This window comes from Chryseobacterium angstadtii, from assembly GCF_001045465.1.
Lineage (GTDB): Bacteria > Bacteroidota > Bacteroidia > Flavobacteriales > Weeksellaceae > Chryseobacterium > Chryseobacterium angstadtii.
Genome location: NZ_LFND01000001.1, coordinates 1,061,157 through 1,079,802, shown reverse-complemented (window position 1 = coordinate 1,079,802; position 18,646 = coordinate 1,061,157). Strand labels below are relative to the sequence as shown.

The following is an 18,646-nucleotide window of genomic DNA, read 5'->3' as shown; positions in this document are numbered from 1 at the left end:
AGTCGTCTTACAACCATAAAAAATAAAAATCCGGAAGAAATGAAAAACTTTAGTTGGGGACACGGTGTTGTAATTGCATTATTTGCATTCATTGTTTTTATATTATCCATGCTTTTTCTTTTCCCGAACGGGCAGAAGAATTCAGAAATGGTAACCGATAATTATTATGAAGAGGAGCTGAAATACCAGGACGTTATTGATGCTAAAAAAAGAGCTGATGATTTACAGGAAAAACCTGCATACAGTCAGGAAAAAAGCGGAATCAAGATCACTTTTCCAAAAGACTATAACAATACCAATACTACGGTAAAATTTGTTTTAAACAGAACCGACGACCAGAATTTAGACATAAAAAAATCTGTACAGCTTAGCGCCGATCAGACTTTCGTGATACCTGCACAGGTGTTGAAAGTAGGAAACTATACCCTTAGACTGATGTGGACAAAAGATAAGGCAGACTATAGAATGGATTATGATGTGATATGGAAATAGGACTCATTTTATCGGCAATTGCATTAGGATTCGCTTCCGGTTTTCACTGTATCGGAATGTGTGGACCTATTGCTTTATCGATGGGATTGACAAAAAAACAGGCGACTAATTTCTATCTTCAGAATCTCACGTATCAGTTCGGTAGGATTTTCACCTATTCTTTATTGGGAGCGATTCTGGGGATTGTGGGCGAAGGTTTTGAGATGGCAGGTTTTCAGCAGTATCTTACGATTATCGCAGGAGTTCTTCTGATCATTATGGCTTTGTTTTCATTTGGCGGAAAAGATTTCGCTTCCAGAATTCCTTTTCTTTCTAAATTTCTGTTTTCCGTAAAATCGAATTTGGGAAGACTTTTGCAGAAAGCGGATTACCGCTCTAGATTTACAACCGGAATCCTTAATGGTTTTCTGCCTTGCGGAATGGTGTATATGGCTCTTACCGCCAGCCTGGCAAGCGGAGGAATATGGCAGGGAGCTTCATATATGGCTTTATTCGGATTGGGAACCCTTCCATTCATGTTTGCTGTAGTTCTGGCCGGAAACCTCATGAATCAGGCTTTCAGGGTAAAGGTTTTAAAAGCAGTCCCGGTAATTATGATTATTCTGGGAGGATTGTTCATCCTCAGAGGTCTTGAACTGGGAATTCCTTACATTTCTCCGAGAGCTGAAGCCATGACCATTTCCAAAGATCATAATGGCGCCAACTGTCATATTGAAGGACACGATCACAGTTCTACAAACTGTCATTAATACAACTAACTAATTCCATGAAAAAAATACTTTTTTTATTCACTGCTGCTCTCTTTGTATTGCAGTCGTGTTCTATTAATTCTGAAATTGTATACCACAAAGATTCTGCCTCTACCTCTGTGACAGATATCGATATGAAGCAATTTATAGCCGAAATGAAAGCCATGACTCCTGATTCTCTGGAACAGCAGAAAGGATTAGGTGAATTGGATCAGCTCCCGACAACCTGGACAAGTCTGTTTGATTTCCAGAAACAGCAAGGAAAAAAGGAGACTAAAGATCCGGACTCCGTAAGAATCATGAAAAAATTTCTTGTAAGAACCAATAAAGAAAATAATGAACTCGCAGGATTTTCTTTTAAAATGGATCATTTCACACAAGCTGACTATCAATTTCTAAGCAGCTACAACAAAAAGGAAAAACTTCCGCTGGACCAGAATATTTTTAATAACTGGGACGGAAAAACATTAACCGTAAACACAGAAAATTTAAATCTTAAAAATATTGAGGAAACCCTGAGAAGCAAAACCTCAAAAGACGAAGCCGAAAAGATAGAAGGCATGATCAGTATGTTTTTCAAAAGCGTCGGAACCACGCTGAAGTTTGAAAACAAAATCAAATCCATCACCGGAAAACACGACTGGGTAAAGCAGATTGACAATTACACCATAAGAATCAGCTACGATATTAAAGCCCTGTACGATCCGGAAACCAAGTTTAAAAATGCTGATAAAACCATTGTGATCGTCACTGAATAGAATTCCTGTTACGTTTAACATACAAAAATCCCCTTCCAGTTCTGGAAGGGGATTATTTATGATAGAGAAATCTATTCTAGCTAATCAGATCGAATCTCGCATATTCTGCAATTTTCTTAGGAAGTTTAATTCCTTCCGCAGTCTGGTTGTTTTCAAGCAACGCCGCCATAATTCTTGGAAGAGCCATTGCAGAACCATTCAAGGTATGCACCAGCTGAGATTTTCCATCCGTTTTGAAACGGCATTTCAGACGGTTGGCCTGGAAAGTTTCAAAGTTAGATACAGAGCTTACTTCCAGCCACATTTCCTGAGCTGCACTCCATACTTCAAAGTCATAAGTCATGGCTGAAGTGAATCCCATATCTCCACCGCAAAGTCTCAATACTCTGAACGGAAGTTCAAGATCTGTAAGAATTTCCTTGATGTGTTCTACCATTTCTTCTAAAGCAACATAAGAGTTTTCAGGCTTTTCAAGTCTTACAATCTCTACTTTTTCAAACTGGTGAAGACGGTTCAATCCTCTTACGTGAGCTCCGTAGCTTCCCGCTTCTCTTCTGTAGCACTGAGAGAATGCCGTATTTTTAATAGGAAGATCTCTTTCTTCCAGCAATACATCACGGTATAGGTTGGTTACCGGAACTTCTGCCGTAGGAATCAGATACAGATCATCTAAACCAATATGATACATCTGCCCTTCTTTATCCGGAAGCTGCCCGGTTCCATATCCTGAAGCTTCATTCACAACGTGAGGAGGATTTACTTCCATATACCCTTTCTCAACGTTTTTGTCTAAGAAATACTGAACCAAAGCTCTCTGAAGTCTTGCCCCTTTACCCAGATAAACAGGGAATCCGGCACCGGCGATCTTCACGCCAAGTTCAAAATCAATCAAATTATATTTTTTGGCCAATTCCCAGTGAGGAATAGCTCCTTCTCCAAGTCCTGCCACATCGTGAGACTGGTAAATATTTTCGTTGTCTTCCGCAGAAGATCCGCTTTTTACCAATTCGTAAGGCACATTTGGAATCTGGTATAGAATATCCAGTAAAGCTTTTTCCGTTACATCTAATTGGGACTGCAGTTCTTTACTCGATTCTTTGAATTGTGCTGTTTTAGATTTTGCAGATTCCGCTTCCTCTTTTTTTCCTTCTTTCATCAAAAGTCCGATTTCTTTGGAGATTTTGTTGATTTCGGAAAGCTGGGAATCTAATTCAAACTGAATTCTTTTTCTTTCGTCGTCGGCAGCAACAGCGTCGTCTACCAACCCAAGATTCTTGAATTGTCTTTTCTGAAGACCTTCTAAAACGCGTTCTTTATTGTCGCGTAAAAAATTGACTTGTAACATTTTATTTAGATGTTAAATATTAGATGTTAAACTTAAATACTAAGCTAACAGTTTTACAAATTTAGAATTATTTTATGATAGTAAAGGTATTTATCGCATTGGGTTCATCTGCGCCTTTGGTAAATACGACCTGATTATTGTAAAGAACCTCAGAAACCTGAAATAATGAAGGGGTCCATCGGTAGCGGATTTCCATAACATCTGTAACTGTAACAGCCTGGCCATTGACCGTTCTGTTAAGAGAGAACGTTAAATTCGAACGATAGGTTTTATTCTCCGGACTTACAGAATCCAGAATCACTCTTCTTGCTCCTCTGATATATTCAAAATAGTATAGAGAATCCGTAGTCATTTTAAGAGGAATAGATACCGGCGCTGAATCTGTCAATCCATTATTATCATTTACGGAATAGCTGGTAAAAGATCCGGCTTTTTTCGCGTTCAGAAGATCCTGTCCCGCTGTATTTTTCATGTAGAAATTCGTGATCTGATCAATTCTCTGTAAAGAATCTTCATCACTTCCGCATGAAACGGTTATAAAAAGAACCGCTATCAGTTTAAGTATGAAAATATGATTTAGCTTGCCTTTCATCTTTCGTTAATTTTCAATAATCTTTTTTATGCAAATGTATAATTATATATTTGTTCTCGTAATATTTTACCATGTTTTTAAACAAACTCAGAAGATTAAACGGCAGCCACATCACCACCATCTTTAAAGGAAACTTTATTTCCAAGTTTGTTTTGGTGATCGGAGGTCTTTTGCTGGCTAAATATTACGGTTCTTCAGAATACGGCATCTTCAGTATCTATCTGAGTATTATGAGCATATTTACTGTTGTACTGAGCCTTGCACAGGAACATATGATCATGCTGGAAGGCAACGATAAGGATGTGAATAACAATTTCAGTGCAGCCCTTATTATTTCAGCAGGAGTTACGGTTTTAGCCTTATTTCTGGTATTCATTCCTTTTCATGTGCCGAAGGATATTTTGTTCCTCGGAATTTTCACAGGCTTTATTTATTTGATCACCAATAATGCTAAATTTCTGTTGGCCAAAAAAAAGCTGTTCAAACTGGTTTCGGTACTTACCATCATCGATTCTGTGGTCAGCTTTCTTTTTCAGGTCCTGTTTGTCTTCATTAAGGTTGAAAACGGGCTGGTAATCGGCAGTTTTATTGGCTATATTGTGGCTTTTCTTGCTGCACTGTATTATTCCAGAAAATATTTTGTAAAACCGGATATGAAGCGTTATATAGCCCATGCAAAAACACGTCCGGAGCTTTTTAAATATTCTTATCCTTCTACGCTCATCAATGCTTTAGGCAATAATATCATGCCGATTCTGATTTCTCTTTATTTTGCAGATTCGCTGCTGGGAGAATATTCTTTAACCGTAAAAATCATGTCTGTACCGCTTCTCCTGATCTCCTCTTCCATCGCTACGGTCTATTATCCGAGAGCTGCAGAGCTTAACAACAGAGGCCGAAGCAGAAGCGAACTGTTTGCATATACCAAAAAGATGAGCTTAATGAATTTTTACATTATTTTCGCCTTGTACATCCTGGTGAATGTAGCCGGGATTCCTCTCCTGAAAATGTTTTTCAATAAAAACTGGGAGCATCTGGGGTTGTTTATCTTCCTGATGTCCTTCGGATATCTTACCCGCAGTCTTATCAATCCCATTGCAGATATTCTTACCATCTTAAAGCGAAACAATGTAGCTCTGGTTTTTAACATCTATCTTTTTCTGGCCAATATCGCGGCGATCTTCATCGGAAGAGAAAAAGGAATATCTTATCTGGTGGGTGTTTTTTCCCTGTTTTTGTTTTTAGGCTACGGATTTTTGTATTTTTACATCATGTTTATTCTGAAGAAAAATGAATCCGATTAAAAAGTTTATTGAATACCAGATTTTCCATAGAATTAATAATTTTTTCTATCCGCAGTATTACCGCCAGAAATATGAGTATATGCTTCCGCATGTTCTCTTTTTCCATTATCTGGTTCCTCAAAAAATACTGAGAATTAACGGAAATGTTCCCTGGCCGGTTCATTTTACCTCAGAAGTAAGAAATCATACAAAAATTAAGAAGGGAATTATGTGCGATCCGGGAGACAATCCCAACATCTACATTCAGGCAAATAACGGGATTATCATTGGAAATAATGTAGGTTTCGGGGCAGGGACTTCACTGATATCTGCCAACCATAATCACAACGACCACAGTATTCATGACGAATGCGGCCCAATTGTTATAGGGAATAATGTTTTTGTAGGGACTAACTCTGTCATTCTTCCGGGAGTGAATATCGGGGATAATGTAGTGATAGGAGCCGGTTCTATTGTGGCCAAAGATATTCCTTCCAATTCCATAGCGGTTGGAAATCCATGTAAGGTAATCAAACAAAAAGAACCTTATATTGAAGACTTTACGAAGACTATTTTCAACAGAAAATTGCCTGAAGGCCTCAATTTAAAGTTCTGATTGATTATTTTTTTATTCTGTTAAGCGATCCCTGCTGCCCAGCTTTTCTCCAATGGCAGAAGGAAATGGCTTAAAAAGTCCAGATACGTATTTTTAGAAAAATCAAATACCTGAATGTCTTTCGGCAGCTCACCGCTTCTCAGCTGAGATTTAAATTCCTGAAGTTTCAGAGTCTTTACTTCTTCATTCTGCACGAAGCTGGCCTTCATCCTGTCGAAAAGACCTAGCTGATACTGCTCATCTATTTCACGCATAATCTTCCCTAAGGCATCAATACTGCATCCTGAAGCCATTTCTTTCTCTTCATCCACACATACGATGATAAATTGATTTTTTTCAATTTTAAATGATGAAGCAAGTGGTTTTCCGTGTGCAGCCCAGGTGGCCAGAAAATCGAATAGCTTTTCGGTAATGGCTTTGGCCTCTTTGGTTTCAAAAGGTCTTGATGCGGGGTATATAATGACTCTGTAGTCGTTGGTTTCTACTATACTGGATTCTTCAATTTTCATATCCTGTCAATTTTAAAGTATAAAATTAAGAAATATTCCTGAGTTTCTCATAAAGAAAAACCCAAGCCTGAGCCTGAGTTTTTATGTATTTTTTATTGTAATTCTTACAAATCTTCTGCTTCTGCAAGAAGTTCCACAATATCTTTTACGGCTACTTCTTCGTTTTTGTTGAAGTGTTTTACTCCGTCTGTCATCATCGTATTACAGAAAGGGCATCCTGTGGCGATAACTTTAGGCTGGAAAGATAATGCTTCTTCTGTTCTTTCGATATTGATGTCTTTATTTCCTTTTTCAGGCTCTTTAAACATCTGCGCGCCTCCTGCTCCACAGCATAGACCGTTGGTTTTGCAACGCTTCATTTCTACAAGCTCGGCATCCAGTTTTTCAAGAAGAAGTCTCGGAGCTTCATATTCATCGTTGGCTCTTCCCAGATAGCAAGGATCATGGAAAGTGATCTTTTTCCCTTTAAAAGCACCGCCTTCAATCTTCAGTCTTCCTTCTTCCATTAATGTTTTAAGGAACTGGGTATGGTGAATTACTTCATAGCGACCTCCCAGACTTGGATACTCATTTTTAAGAGTATTGAAGCAGTGAGGACAAGCCGTCACGATTTTTTTTACTTCGTAAGCATTCAGGACTTCAATGTTGGTAAGGGCCATCATCTGAAAAACAAATTCGTTTCCGGCTCTTTTCGCAGGATCTCCGGTACAGCTTTCTTCCTGTCCCAGAACTGCAAATTCAACGTTTATTTTATTTAATATCTTGCAAAATGCTTTCGTAATTTTTTTGGCGCGGTCGTCAAAACTTCCTGCACACCCTACCCAAAACAAAACTTCCGGGGATTTTCCTTCGGCAGCATATTCTGCCATTGTTTTTATATTGAAATCCATTTTTTCAAATTTACCAATATGTCAATGTACCAGTTTACCAATGATTGCTACATTGCTACATTATTTTACATTGTTACATTAATTAATCATTTGCCCAATTCAGACGGTCTGCCTGGTTATACTGCCACGGAGCAGCATTGTTTTCTACATTCGTCATCATCAGATTGAGTTCCTGAGGAGCAGCAGACTGTTCCATCACGAGGAATCTTCTCATTTCGAAAATAATAGAAAGCGGATCCAGCAGTACGGGACATGCCTCTGTACATGCATTACATGTGGTACATGCCCAAAGTTCTTCTTTGGTAATATAATCATTCAGAAGTTTCTTGCCATCGTCTTCGAACTTTCCGTTCTTGTCGATATTTCGGCCTACTTCTTCCAGTCTGTCTCTAGTTTTCATCAAAATCAGTCTCGGAGACAGTTTTTTTCCGGTGATATTGGCAGGACAAACGGAAGTACATCTTCCACACTCTGTACAGGAATAGGCATTAAGCAGCTGTACCTGATTCAGATCAAATACATCTTCAGCACCAAACTTGGACGGAACATCTGCTTCTGCACCTTCAGCCGGAGCGGCATAAGGGTCTGCATTAGGATCCATCATGAGTTTAATTTCTTTGGTAACAGAATCAAGGTTATTGAATTTCCCTTTTTTATCAAGATTTGAATACCAGGTGCTTGGAAACGCAAGAATAATATGTAAATGTTTTGAATAATAAAGATAGTTCATGAAGAAAAGAATCCCCACAAAGTGGAACCACCAGGCTCCTTTTTCAACGAACATCAGGAAACCGTTATCAAAACTGAAAACCTCTAAAAACGGAACCAGTGTCATTTCGCTGATCGGAAAACTTCCATGTTCCGGAAGAGCTCCTCTCATCTGCAGAATATAATCTGCCGAGTTCATTTTGAAGAATGCCATCATCAGGGCAAATTCAATGATAAGAATCCAGTTGGCATCATTTTTCGGCCATCCGAAAAGTTCTTTCATCGTAAGTCTTTTAACCCCGTAAAAGTTTCTTCTGATGAAAAATACAACAACTCCAATTACAACAAGCAACGCCAGAATTTCCAGTGTGGCTGTGAAGAAGTTGTAGAAAGTATGTCCGAAAATGGAAGCTAAGAAACGGTGCGTTCCAAAGATTCCATCAACAATAATTTCTATCAATTCGATATTGATAATAACAAAACCTACATAGACAAAAAGGTGAAGAATACCGGCTACAGGGCGTTTCCCCATCTTGCTCTGGCCCATCGCCACTGTGGCCATGGTTTCCCAGCGTTCAGATTTCCTGTCGCTCCTGTTTATTTCTCTTCCTAACCTGATATTTCTGTAGATCTTTTGCAGACTTTTGGCAAACAAACCAAATCCTGCCACTAATAAGATCAGAAAAATGATGTTATCGATGTACTGCATACGGTGATTAGTCTTTATTGTTCTTACCGAAAACCGAGAAATTAATATATCTCTTAGGGTTGGCTTTCATATCTTCAATCAATGAATTCAGATTCGTAGATGCAGAATTCAGATTATTGTAAAGCTGTTCATCCTTCATTAGTTTTCCTAAACTTCCCTGTCCGTTATCAACTCCGGCAATTACCTGATTCAGTTTTCCTACGGTAGCGTCTAAATTGGCGATGGTTGCATTCAGCTTTTTGGTATCAATGCTTTCTGCAAGATTTCCGTATTTATCTAATGTTGCTTTACCGCTCTGCATAGTAACAGCTGCATTATCCAGAACTTTCTGAAGTTTTGGATCATTATGACCTACAAGATTATTTACACTTCCTGCAGTTGTTTGTAAAGCGCCTACCGTTTTATTAAGATTGGCAAGCAATGCTTTGATTTCTGCTCTGTTTTGTCCGTCTACCAACTGATTGGCGTTGGCCATCAGAGAGTCTACACGGTGTAAAACAGTTTGCAGCTGATCTTTCACCGGACCTACCTGAGAAGAAAGACTTCCCAAAGTTCCCAGTTTGAAAGCTCCCTGAAGTGTATCACCGTCTTTTGCAGTTGGGCCTCCGTACATCAGGTTTACCCTCATTTCTTTTCCGGACATAAGCCCCGGTTCAAAGATTTCAAGGGTTGAATTTTTCGAAAACTCGAATTTGTCATCCACCGTAATTTTTACGATAAAACTGATTTTTCCGTCTTTTGTTGTTCTCGGGATAATCTTATCAACCTGCCCTACTTTCAGACCATTGATGGAAACTGCAGACGACTGTGCCAGCCCTTCTACATTATCGTATTTTGCGTAAAATATATTATCGGTAGTAAAAAGACTTCTGCCTTTCATGAATTGAAACAACACCACAAAGCCTACAATAGCCAAAAGTGCAATCACACCAGCTTTTAATTCTTTACTGAACTTCACTTGCTAAATTTTTTCTAATGAGCAAATATAGCACATTTTAAATTAATCTTTTTCTTTATTGTTCTGCGTTAAATACAAAAAAAGCGGCAGAAAATTCTGCCGCTTTTATATCTGTAAAAATTGATTTCTTACTATTGTTGATTTCCAACCTTGTTCCAGATCTCAATTCTGTAATCTTTGATATCTGCATTATCCTGAAGGCTCTTCATCCAAGCCTGTCCGAACATTCCTGCATTTCTCTGACTGATAGATTCTGTAAACTGTTTAAGATCGCCAGGCTGTTTGTTTACCGTTTCTGATTTTTTGATCAGGACATAAACACCTGTTCCACCTTCGATAGGGTTAGAAAGCTTACCTTTCGCAACACCGAATGCTGCTCCGGCTACTTTAGGCTCCATAGAACCTGCTACTGAAGGGTTAAGCATATTAACCTGAGCAGTTTGTTTTGTAGAAGCAAATAATTTAGCAATCTGATCCAGGTTTGAAGCTTTAGCTCCAGCAATTTTATCAGAGATCTGTTTTGCTGCCAATTTATTTTTAACAACCATTTCTATCTGCTCTCTTACAGATTCAGGATCAGCAAGGCCTGCTTCCTGTTTTCCGTTAAGATATACTACAATTTTATCGCCAGTCCCTTCTACTGTAAAGAACTCCGTATCTCCTTTTGATCTTTTCTTATCGAAAGCCCAAGCCAGGATTTCTCCGTCTTTGTCAGTCCCAAGTCCCTGAAGCTGTCCGTCAAATCTCTTTGCCGTTTTAGGATTGGAGAACTGGTAGTTTCCTTTTTTAGCAATATTCACAAAATCGTTGAAAGATTTCCCTTGTACCTGCTGGATAAATCTTCTTGCTTTTTTATCAGACTCAGCTTCCGTTGCATCAGAAGCTTTCACTTCTTTCACAAGATTAGCTATTTTATAGCTCATTGCTCCCGGTTTCTTATCTTCAATATTGATGATATGGTATCCAAACTGAGTTTCTACAACACCTGTAGCACCTTTTGGATTGTTTGCCAGGTAAGTAAGGAATTCAGGAACGAAAGGCGTCTCAGGAGTTGTCCATCCTAAGCTTCCTCCTTGTGCTGCTGAATTCGGGTCATTAGAAAGTTTAATAAACTCTGTAAATTTAGCCGGGGTCGCTTTTACGATAGCTCCGATAGAATCTGCCAATTTCTTAGCTTGTTCTTTGGATCTAGTTACTCCTTCTCCTGCAGGACTTCCTTTGAAAGCAATAAGGATGTGTCTTGATAAGGTAGAATCAGAAGTCTTTTTATCCAGAAGTTTTGAAACTACATAGAAGTTCTGCTCCTTGTAAGGACCAAAAACCTGTCCGATAGCAGCCGATGGGATCTGTGCCTGAATAGTCTGAGGCAATTGATTCGGCTTTACATATTGGTTGTTAAATGGCATATCTGAGTTGGCCATTACAAACATAGAGTCATTCTTTGTATTCTGGAAGTTTTCAACACCTCCGCTAGCATCCGTGCCTCCGGAATAAAGTTTGTTGATCTCCTTCTGAGCGGCTGCATCATCTGCTGCACTAGGCTTTGAAGGGAAATATACAATTCCGATATTTCTGCTAGGGTCTGCTTTAAACATTACAGGGTGCTTCTTGATATAGTTTTCAAGATCTGCCGTAGTAACATTGATCTTCGTTTTCTGAAGATATGCTGCATAGTCTACTTTCACGAAATCGATGTCAGCAAGCTGATCTCTCTGTTTCATAAGCTCTTCAGCTTCTTTTTTACCAGTAGTGATTCCTGCTGAAATATTAGTAAACACCTGTCTTGCCATCAGTCTGTATTCAACAGATTTTCTGGTTTTCAACCATTGGTTGTACCCTTCAGGGTTGGTGTTTTTTAATGTTTCAATTTCTTTTTTAAGCTCTTGAGTTTTAAAATTACCTTTCTCATCAAAGAACTGCTGCTGCTGGGCAAACATCTGATCGTACTGGATCTGGTTCCAGAAATAATCATCAGTCATCTCAAAGCCCAATTTCTCAAACTGCTGCTTGATAAGTTTAGATTGTACAAGTAACTGCCAAGCCTGCTCTTCAAGTCCCGATTTCGGACGACCCTGTTGTTCAGCCTGTTGCTGCAGCACGAAAAGCTGATCATTGAACTCTTCGCGGGTGATTTTCTCACCATTTACTTTTCCTAAAACGTCAGGATTTTTTCCAAAAACCTTGTCGATACTCTCCGGGTTTACCAAAAACGCTAAAAGCGCCAATGCGATCACTCCCATCAAAAGCCAAGGCTTACTCCTAATCTGTCCTAAAATTGCCATTTTATATATTATAGTTTTTTATCAGTTTGCGAAAATACACATTTTTAAGAAATTAGAGAAGCAGAACTCCTTTATTTTAATTTTTAAAATGAAAGATTATTGAAAAAAGGAAATTTTGACCATATTTTTAAGCAAAAAACAAATGGCATAGGTATTGTGCAATTTAACGGACCATAATACGCGGCACGTTTTCAGCGCATATTGTAAAATATCATTTTAACGATTTAAAACGAAGATGACAATTTGTCATTTGATTAAGTATGACAGAATTTGAAGATATTAGTTTAGAGGAAATGATCAGCGATGGATTTGACATTGTAGCCGAAGAGATCAATCTTTCAGACTTCTCGGAGACTGATAAGAATTCCGAACAGAGAATATTCCCTATACTTCCCGTAAGAAATATGGTCATGTTTCCCAACGTAGTAATTCCTATTACCGCCGGAAGAAAAACATCGATACAGCTTCTTGAAGAAGCCCAGAAAAATGGTGATTTCGTCGGGATTGTGAGCCAGAAAAATTCAGATCTGGAACAGCCATCCGAAAAAGATATGTACCAGACCGGTACGCTTGCCAAGATTATTAAAATCATCAAACTGCCTGAAGGCAATATTACAGCGATTACCAAAGGTTTCCACCGTTTTAAGATTAAAAAAATTGTGGAAAGCCAGCCTTATTTCAAAGCTGAAATCACCAAGCTGAAAGATTCCAGACCTAAAAACAAGGAAGAATATGAAGCTCTTCTGGAAAACATCAAAGATCTCGCCTTAAAGATCATTGAACTGGACCCGAATATTCCGAATGCCGCCAATTTTGCGATTAAGAACATCAACAACAATGATGATCTTCTTAATTTCATATGCACCAACGCCAGCTTCCCTTCTTCTGAAAAACAGAAGCTGCTTGAGGAGAAAAGCCTTGTAGAAAGAGCCAATAAATGCTATGAAATGATGCATGAGGACTTCAGAAAACTGGAATTAAGAAACCAGATTCATCAGAAAACCTCTAAGGATCTTGATAAACAGCAGAGGGAATATTTCCTGAACCAACAGATCAGAACCATCCAGGATGAACTGGGCGGCGGACCTGAAAGTGATGTGGAAGACCTTATCCGCAAAGCAAAAAGTAAAAAATGGAATCAGGAAGTGGAAGAGCATTTCCAGAAGGAGATCAGCAGACTGCAGCGTCAGAACCCTAATTCTCCGGATTATAATGTACAGAGAAATTACCTTGATTTCTTTACAGATCTTCCGTGGGAAACCTACACAAAGGATATTTTTGATATCGCCAAAGCTGAAAAAACTTTAGATAAAGCGCATTTCGGATTGGAAGATATCAAGAAAAGAATCCTGGAGCACATGGCTGTTTTAAAGTTAAAAAACAACATGAAATCCCCTATTCTACTACTTGTAGGACCTCCGGGAGTAGGAAAAACCTCTTTAGGAAAATCCGTTGCTGATGCTCTCGGAAGAAAGTATGTAAGATTATCTCTGGGCGGCCTTCACGACGAAAGCGAGATCCGCGGACACAGAAAAACCTATATCGGGGCTATGGCGGGAAGAATTCTGCAATCTATCAAGAAATCCGGAACTTCTAATCCGGTCATTGTTCTTGATGAAATTGATAAAATAGGCCAGGGACTTCACGGCGATCCAAGTTCTGCTCTTCTTGAAGTTCTTGATCCTGAGCAAAATAAATCCTTCTATGATAATTTCCTGGAAATGGGTTATGATTTGTCTAAAGTGATGTTTATTGCGACAGCCAATTCACTTTCCACCATCCAGACACCTCTTTTGGATAGAACGGAAATCATTCAGATAGCCGGCTACACGATGGAAGAGAAAACTGAGATTGCCAAAAGACACCTCATCAAAAAACAACAGGAAGAAAACGGTCTGGATGCCAAGTCATTTAAATTAGGGAATCCCGAGCTTAAACATATTATTGAAGCCCATACTTCAGAAAGCGGTGTAAGAACACTGGAAAAAAGAATTGCATCCATTGCAAGATGGGTAGCTCTTCAGACTGCTCTGGCAAAAGAATACGATCCAAAGATCACTATTGATAAAGTAGATGAAATTCTGGGGGTTCCAAGACCTAAAAGCCTTTCCGAAATCACGGGAGTACCCGGTGTTGTTACCGGTTTGGCGTGGACCAGTGTCGGTGGAGATATTTTATACATTGAAAGTATTTTAAGCAACGGTAAAGGAAGCCTTACCATGACCGGAAACCTCGGTACGGTAATGAAAGAATCTGCCACCATCGCTCTGGAATATATCAAAGCCAAGCATAATGAGCTGGGAATTGCTCAGGAAAATCTGGATAAGAAAAACATCCACGTTCACGTTCCAGAAGGTGCTACCCCGAAAGACGGACCTTCTGCCGGTATTGCCATGCTGACCTCAATGGTTTCTTCATTCAAAAACAAGAAAGTAAAACCTCATCTTGCCATGACAGGAGAAATAACGTTAAGAGGAAAAGTACTTCCTGTAGGCGGAATTAAAGAAAAGCTCCTTGCAGCTACCAGAGCCGGAATAAAAGAGGTAATTCTCTGCGAGGCTAACAGAAAGGATGTGGAAGAGATCAAAAAGGACTATCTGAAAAACCTGACTGTACATTATGTGAACAGAATGGAAGAAGTGATTGATTTTGCAATAGAAAAATAATTCATAACATATCAACTCTCAATAAGGAAACGCGTCTCAGATTATATTTGGGATGCGTTTTTTATTGAACCACAAAAGGCACAAAAGTTTTTGAACACTTCAGTGATTCTAAAGTTGAATATTGTATAATGAAAAGCTCACATAAGTATTTAAAAAATCAAAGATTATTTACTTAATAGTATACATTAAACATCTGTGAAAATTCGTGTAATCTGTGGTTAAAAAAAGAAATCAACCACAAAAGCTTTTGAAAACCTTAGTTCTTTTAAGTAAATACTTTATGCACAGCAAGTACACCTAAGTTTTATAAAAATCAAAAAAATTTTATGAGTTAATTTCTGAGATCTGCTTTATCTGCAAAATCAGCGGGAGATAAAAATAATTAAAATTGAATTTTAAAGCATTTCAAACTCAAAAACTCAAATTTGAAAGCACATACTACATTTCCCTATCCATCAGTATTACTTATCAAAAGAATTATGTTAATTAAGTCAAAATGAGTTCATAATTAGATGGGTTTTCTTATTTTTATCCAACAGATTTGAAAAATTATGAATTTTCTTAGACTCCCTTTTCTTGTGAAACTTACCCTTGTAGTTATTTCCATTATAGGTCTTGGCTATTTACTGGCATTGGGACAGAGCATTTTAGCTCCTTTTTTCCTGGCTTTTTTAATGGCGATGTTGTTTCTTCCGGCTGCTACTTTCATGGAAAAAAAACTGAGATTTCCCAGATCTATATCCACAATGACATCGGTGTTTATCATGCTGGCTATTTTATCCGGACTGATCTATTTTTTCGGATCACAGCTTTCGGACTTCAGCAAAGATCTTCCGCATCTGAGAGACCAGATGACTACCGTTTTTAACAATCTTCAGCATTGGATATCAAAAACTTTCAATGTAAAGATTGATGAGCAGCTGGATTATATTAACCAGGGATTAAACAAACTTTTATCTTCTTCCGGTGTAATTCTCGGCTTCACATTCGGTATATTCTCAAGCGGTTTTGGTTTTATTGTATTTTTCACCCTGTTTTTTATCTTTATTTTAAATTACAGAAGAATCCTTAATAATTTCATCGTCACTGTTTTCAATGAAAAACATAAAGCGAGCGTACAGGAAGTGGTTACCGAAATCCGGGTCATGACGAAAAAATATATTTTCGGGCTTTGTCTTCAGGTTTTGATTGTTTCTATTCTTTCCTCGATTGTGCTTACTGTTTTGGGCGTAAAATATGCGGTATTGCTTGCCGTCTTAACAGGTCTTTTAAATGTGATTCCTTATCTTGGAATCTGCATTTCACTCTTAATATCATGTTTCATTGCATTTGCTACCGGAACTCCGTCTACCTGTGTTTATGTAGCTATCGGGTATATTGCCGTACATATTATTGACGGAAATATCGTACTTCCTTTTGTAGTAGGCTCAAAAGTAAAGATCAATGCTTTATTTTCTTTCATCGGAATTATTTTAGGAGAACACCTTTGGGGAATTGCAGGAATGTTCCTGTGTATTCCGGCCATTGCCATCATTAAAATTATTTTTGAAAGAGTAGATGGCTTAAAACCCTGGGGAAAACTGCTCGGAGAAGAGGAAAAACCCAATAAAAAGAAGAAAAGCTACAAGATTTCGAAGAATATTACCCTGAAGGAAATGGACTGATCATGAGTAATGGGTAATAAGCAATGAGTAATGAGGACTATTATTTATTGTTCATTGCTTATTACTCATAAAAAAAGCCGCTTCAGTTGAAGCAGCTCCTATAGTTATTTTATAATGCACAGAATGGACTCATTCCACTTGGACAGGTCTGGTCACAAGGAATGTAGCTCTGATTATCCGGACAATACCCTAAATCTGTGCCCGGATTGGTGCCTCCACCGCCTCCGCCAAGACAAGGATCTCCCGCTGGAATTATACAAGGACAACCTACCGGTCCGATATCACAGATAGGCTCTCTTCCTCCTCCATTAATTTTTTTTAAATTTTCGCGATCAAGTTTCTGAATATTTTTCAGCATAATACAATTGTTTAGTTTGATTTGTACAACAAATATATTAATTCAAATTAAAAAATTACATTAAAAATAAAATAAACAGAAAAACTTATTTAAATTTTATTCAAAATAAATAAACGAATATCATTTTTGTTTTACATTTGATATAAAATCATCAATCATGAAAATCGTAAAATTTATCTTTTGCCTTTTGTTTGGACTGGTTTTCATCAATGCAGGGCTGAACAAATTTTTCAACTACTCCCCAATGCCTAAAATGACGGCAGCACAGGAAAAACTTTTTGCCGCTTTTGCAGAAATCGGCTGGCTCATGCCTCTGGTGGGTGCCGTAGAAGTTCTGGGAGGTGTATTGTTTATATTTCCAAAGACGAGAGCTTTGGGAGCTATCATTATCCTTCCCGTGATGGCAGGAATTCTTATTCACAATGTATACAGAGATCCAAGCCAGGTAGGAATTATCATGTCTGTAGTGCTGTTCCTGATTAATATCTGGATCATTATTGATAACCGGGAAAAGTATAAAGCTTTGATCAGCTAAGAGGTGGCAGATTATAGGTTGCAGGTAGTAGGTAACCTAGTGCAGATAGATAACCTGCTACCTATAATCTCCTACCTGCAACCTGCTAAATCATACAAATGCACTGAATCCTGTGATAGATCTTCCCACAATCAGGGAATTGATTTCTTTGGTGCCTTCATAAGAATAAATAGCTTCGGAGTCTGCCACAAATCTTGCCACATCATATTCCAGCAAAATACCGTTCCCACCCATCACTTCTCTTGCTCTGGAAACAATATCTCTGGTTCTCAGAGTACAGAATACTTTGGCCAGCGAGGCATGTTCGTCTTTTAATATTCCTTCATCCTGCATTTCGGATAATCTGAATACCATCGTCTGCATAGCCGTAAGGTTTGAAAGCATTTCCACCAGATGCCCCTGAATCATCTGGAATGAAGCAATAGGTTTTCCAAACTGTTCTCTGGTTCTGGTATACTGCAATGCACTTTCATAGGCTCCTCTCGCGCAGCCCGTAGCCATCCACGCTACTCCTGCACGGGTCATACGCAACACTTTTCCGGTGTCCTTGAATGAATCTGCATGCTGGAGACGGTTTTCTTCGGTTATTAAACAGTCTTTTAAAGTGATCAGTCCGTTCTGTACAATCCTCAATGCCATTTTTCCTTTGATTTTCTCTACGGAATAGCCCGGATTGTCCTTTTCTACGATAAAGCCTTTCACTTCGCCGCTGTCCAGATCTCTGGCCCAGATAATGACCAGGTCGGCAAACGTTGCATTCCCGATCCATTTTTTCTGTCCGTTCAAGACCCATCCTTCCGGTGTTTTTTTACAGGTTACAGTAAGCCCGCCGGCTGCTCCTGATCCTACTTCGGGCTCCGTGAGGCCGAACGCTCCAATTTTTTCAAATTTCTGCATCTGGGGAAGCCATTTCTGCTTCTGCTCTTCAGATCCGCAGATATAAATAGATCCCATAGCCAGACCGGACTGTACTCCAAAGAATGTAGCAATGGAAGCATCTATTCTTGCCATTTCCATAGCAATAACTCCTTCCATCAGAAAAGGCATTCCCGGACAGCCATAGCCTTCATAGGTGACGCCACAGATATCCAGTTTCTGGAATTTCGGAATAAGTTCAAAAGGGAATTCATCTCTGAGCCAGTAATGATTTACGAGAGGTTTCACTTCTTTTTCCATGAACGCTCTTACTTTAAGCTGAATTTCCCTCTGTTCCGGAGTAAGGGTATGGTAGATATCATAAAAGTCTCCGTCAATCGGGGGAAGTTCCTTTTTCTTCTTGTTAGGATCAAGCATTTTCATCATGCCGTTCAGCTGTTTATCATCCAGTTTTGAGAAATTCTGCATCAGTTTTGGCAGATCAACTTTTTGAGAAATAGCACTCAGCTGGTCGAAATCTATGGATCTGAATAATTCTATTGCGTTTCTGATTTTGGAAAAAGTATTTGACATAGTAATGTTTTGTAGGTTGGTTTGTAAAAGTGAAGCAAAAACTGCTCCGAAAACAATTTTGAAAACAGCAATCTATTTTACAA

17 protein-coding genes are annotated in these 18,646 nt (G+C 38.7%); 8 read left to right on the top strand and 9 right to left on the bottom strand.

Annotation, left to right across the window (positions count from 1 at the left end):
* Positions 1–39: 39 nt before the first annotated feature.
* From ACM46_RS04800 to ACM46_RS04790, 3 genes are read left to right on the top strand one after another with little or no spacing between them, the layout of a single operon-like run.
* Positions 40–492, top strand: coding sequence for a FixH family protein (locus ACM46_RS04800; protein ID WP_048505431.1), 453 nt, complete (start codon positions 40–42; stop codon positions 490–492).
* Positions 483–1,241, top strand: a complete 759-nt coding sequence (locus tag ACM46_RS04795) for a sulfite exporter TauE/SafE family protein (RefSeq protein WP_048505430.1) — start codon at positions 483–485, stop codon at positions 1,239–1,241. Before ACM46_RS04800 ends, ACM46_RS04795 begins: the two co-directional genes overlap by 10 nt.
* A gap of 17 nt (positions 1,242–1,258) precedes the next feature.
* Complete coding sequence (locus tag ACM46_RS04790; protein WP_048505429.1) at positions 1,259–1,999, top strand: hypothetical protein; 741 nt, start codon at positions 1,259–1,261, stop codon at positions 1,997–1,999.
* Positions 2,000–2,075: 76 nt separating this feature from the next.
* On the opposite strand, the gene serS is transcribed toward ACM46_RS04790, so the two are convergent.
* Both serS and ACM46_RS04780 read right to left on the bottom strand, forming a co-directional pair.
* Positions 2,076–3,344, bottom strand: a complete 1,269-nt coding sequence (gene serS, locus ACM46_RS04785) for a serine--tRNA ligase (RefSeq protein WP_048505428.1) — start codon at positions 3,342–3,344, stop codon at positions 2,076–2,078.
* Positions 3,345–3,411: 67 nt separating this feature from the next.
* A complete protein-coding gene (locus tag ACM46_RS04780; RefSeq protein ID WP_048505427.1) occupies positions 3,412–3,936 on the bottom strand; it encodes a hypothetical protein in 525 nt (174 codons plus the stop codon).
* 71 nt (positions 3,937–4,007) lie between these two features.
* Between ACM46_RS04780 and ACM46_RS04775 the strand changes: the two genes are divergently transcribed.
* Together ACM46_RS04775 and ACM46_RS22775 are read left to right on the top strand one after the other, a co-directional pair.
* Positions 4,008–5,240: a lipopolysaccharide biosynthesis protein gene (locus ACM46_RS04775; protein WP_048505426.1), complete on the top strand. Its 1,233-nt coding sequence runs from the start codon at positions 4,008–4,010 to the stop codon at positions 5,238–5,240.
* A complete protein-coding gene (locus ACM46_RS22775) occupies positions 5,227–5,835 on the top strand; it encodes an acyltransferase (protein ID WP_053082666.1) in 609 nt (202 codons plus the stop codon). Before ACM46_RS04775 ends, ACM46_RS22775 begins: the two co-directional genes overlap by 14 nt.
* Positions 5,836–5,855: 20 nt before the next feature.
* Here ACM46_RS22775 and ACM46_RS04765 read toward each other — a convergent pair whose 3' ends face one another.
* The 5 genes from ACM46_RS04765 to ACM46_RS04745 all read right to left on the bottom strand — a co-directional run bounded on the left by ACM46_RS04765 (position 5,856) and on the right by ACM46_RS04745 (position 11,891).
* Positions 5,856–6,344 (bottom strand): hypothetical protein, encoded by a 489-nt coding sequence (locus ACM46_RS04765; protein WP_048505425.1) that lies wholly within the window; start codon positions 6,342–6,344, stop codon positions 5,856–5,858.
* A 104-nt stretch (positions 6,345–6,448) separates the two neighbouring features.
* Positions 6,449–7,234 carry a (Fe-S)-binding protein gene (locus ACM46_RS04760; protein ID WP_048505424.1) on the bottom strand — a complete coding sequence of 262 codons (786 nt, stop codon included), beginning with the start codon at positions 7,232–7,234 and terminating at the stop codon, positions 6,449–6,451.
* A gap of 82 nt (positions 7,235–7,316) precedes the next feature.
* Positions 7,317–8,651, bottom strand: a complete 1,335-nt coding sequence (locus tag ACM46_RS04755; protein WP_048505423.1) for a 4Fe-4S dicluster domain-containing protein — start codon at positions 8,649–8,651, stop codon at positions 7,317–7,319.
* 7 nt (positions 8,652–8,658) lie between these two features.
* Positions 8,659–9,609, bottom strand: a complete 951-nt coding sequence (locus ACM46_RS04750; RefSeq protein ID WP_048505422.1) for an MlaD family protein — start codon at positions 9,607–9,609, stop codon at positions 8,659–8,661.
* A 131-nt stretch (positions 9,610–9,740) separates the two neighbouring features.
* Positions 9,741–11,891: a peptidylprolyl isomerase gene (locus ACM46_RS04745; RefSeq protein ID WP_048505421.1), complete on the bottom strand. Its 2,151-nt coding sequence runs from the start codon at positions 11,889–11,891 to the stop codon at positions 9,741–9,743.
* Positions 11,892–12,151: 260 nt separating this feature from the next.
* Here ACM46_RS04745 and lon point away from each other — a divergent pair, with 260 nt between their 5' ends.
* Positions 12,152–14,557 carry an endopeptidase La gene (gene lon, locus ACM46_RS04740; protein ID WP_048505420.1) on the top strand — a complete coding sequence of 802 codons (2,406 nt, stop codon included), beginning with the start codon at positions 12,152–12,154 and terminating at the stop codon, positions 14,555–14,557.
* Positions 14,558–15,108: 551 nt separating this feature from the next.
* A complete protein-coding gene (locus tag ACM46_RS04735; RefSeq protein ID WP_048505419.1) occupies positions 15,109–16,221 on the top strand; it encodes an AI-2E family transporter in 1,113 nt (370 codons plus the stop codon).
* Between the two features lie 109 nt (positions 16,222–16,330).
* Here ACM46_RS04735 and ACM46_RS04730 read toward each other — a convergent pair whose 3' ends face one another.
* Positions 16,331–16,579: a bacteriocin-like protein gene (locus tag ACM46_RS04730; RefSeq protein ID WP_048505418.1), complete on the bottom strand. Its 249-nt coding sequence runs from the start codon at positions 16,577–16,579 to the stop codon at positions 16,331–16,333.
* A gap of 157 nt (positions 16,580–16,736) precedes the next feature.
* Between ACM46_RS04730 and ACM46_RS04725 the strand changes: the two genes are divergently transcribed.
* The gene (locus tag ACM46_RS04725; RefSeq protein WP_048505417.1) at positions 16,737–17,114 is read left to right on the top strand and encodes a MauE/DoxX family redox-associated membrane protein; all 378 of its coding nucleotides are present in this window, start codon (positions 16,737–16,739) and stop codon (positions 17,112–17,114) included.
* A 90-nt stretch (positions 17,115–17,204) separates the two neighbouring features.
* On the opposite strand, the gene ACM46_RS04720 is transcribed toward ACM46_RS04725, so the two are convergent.
* On the bottom strand, positions 17,205–18,563 hold the full coding sequence (locus ACM46_RS04720; RefSeq protein ID WP_048505416.1) for an acyl-CoA dehydrogenase family protein: 1,359 nt from the start codon (positions 18,561–18,563) through the stop codon (positions 17,205–17,207).
* Between the last annotated feature and the right edge of the window lie 83 nt (positions 18,564–18,646).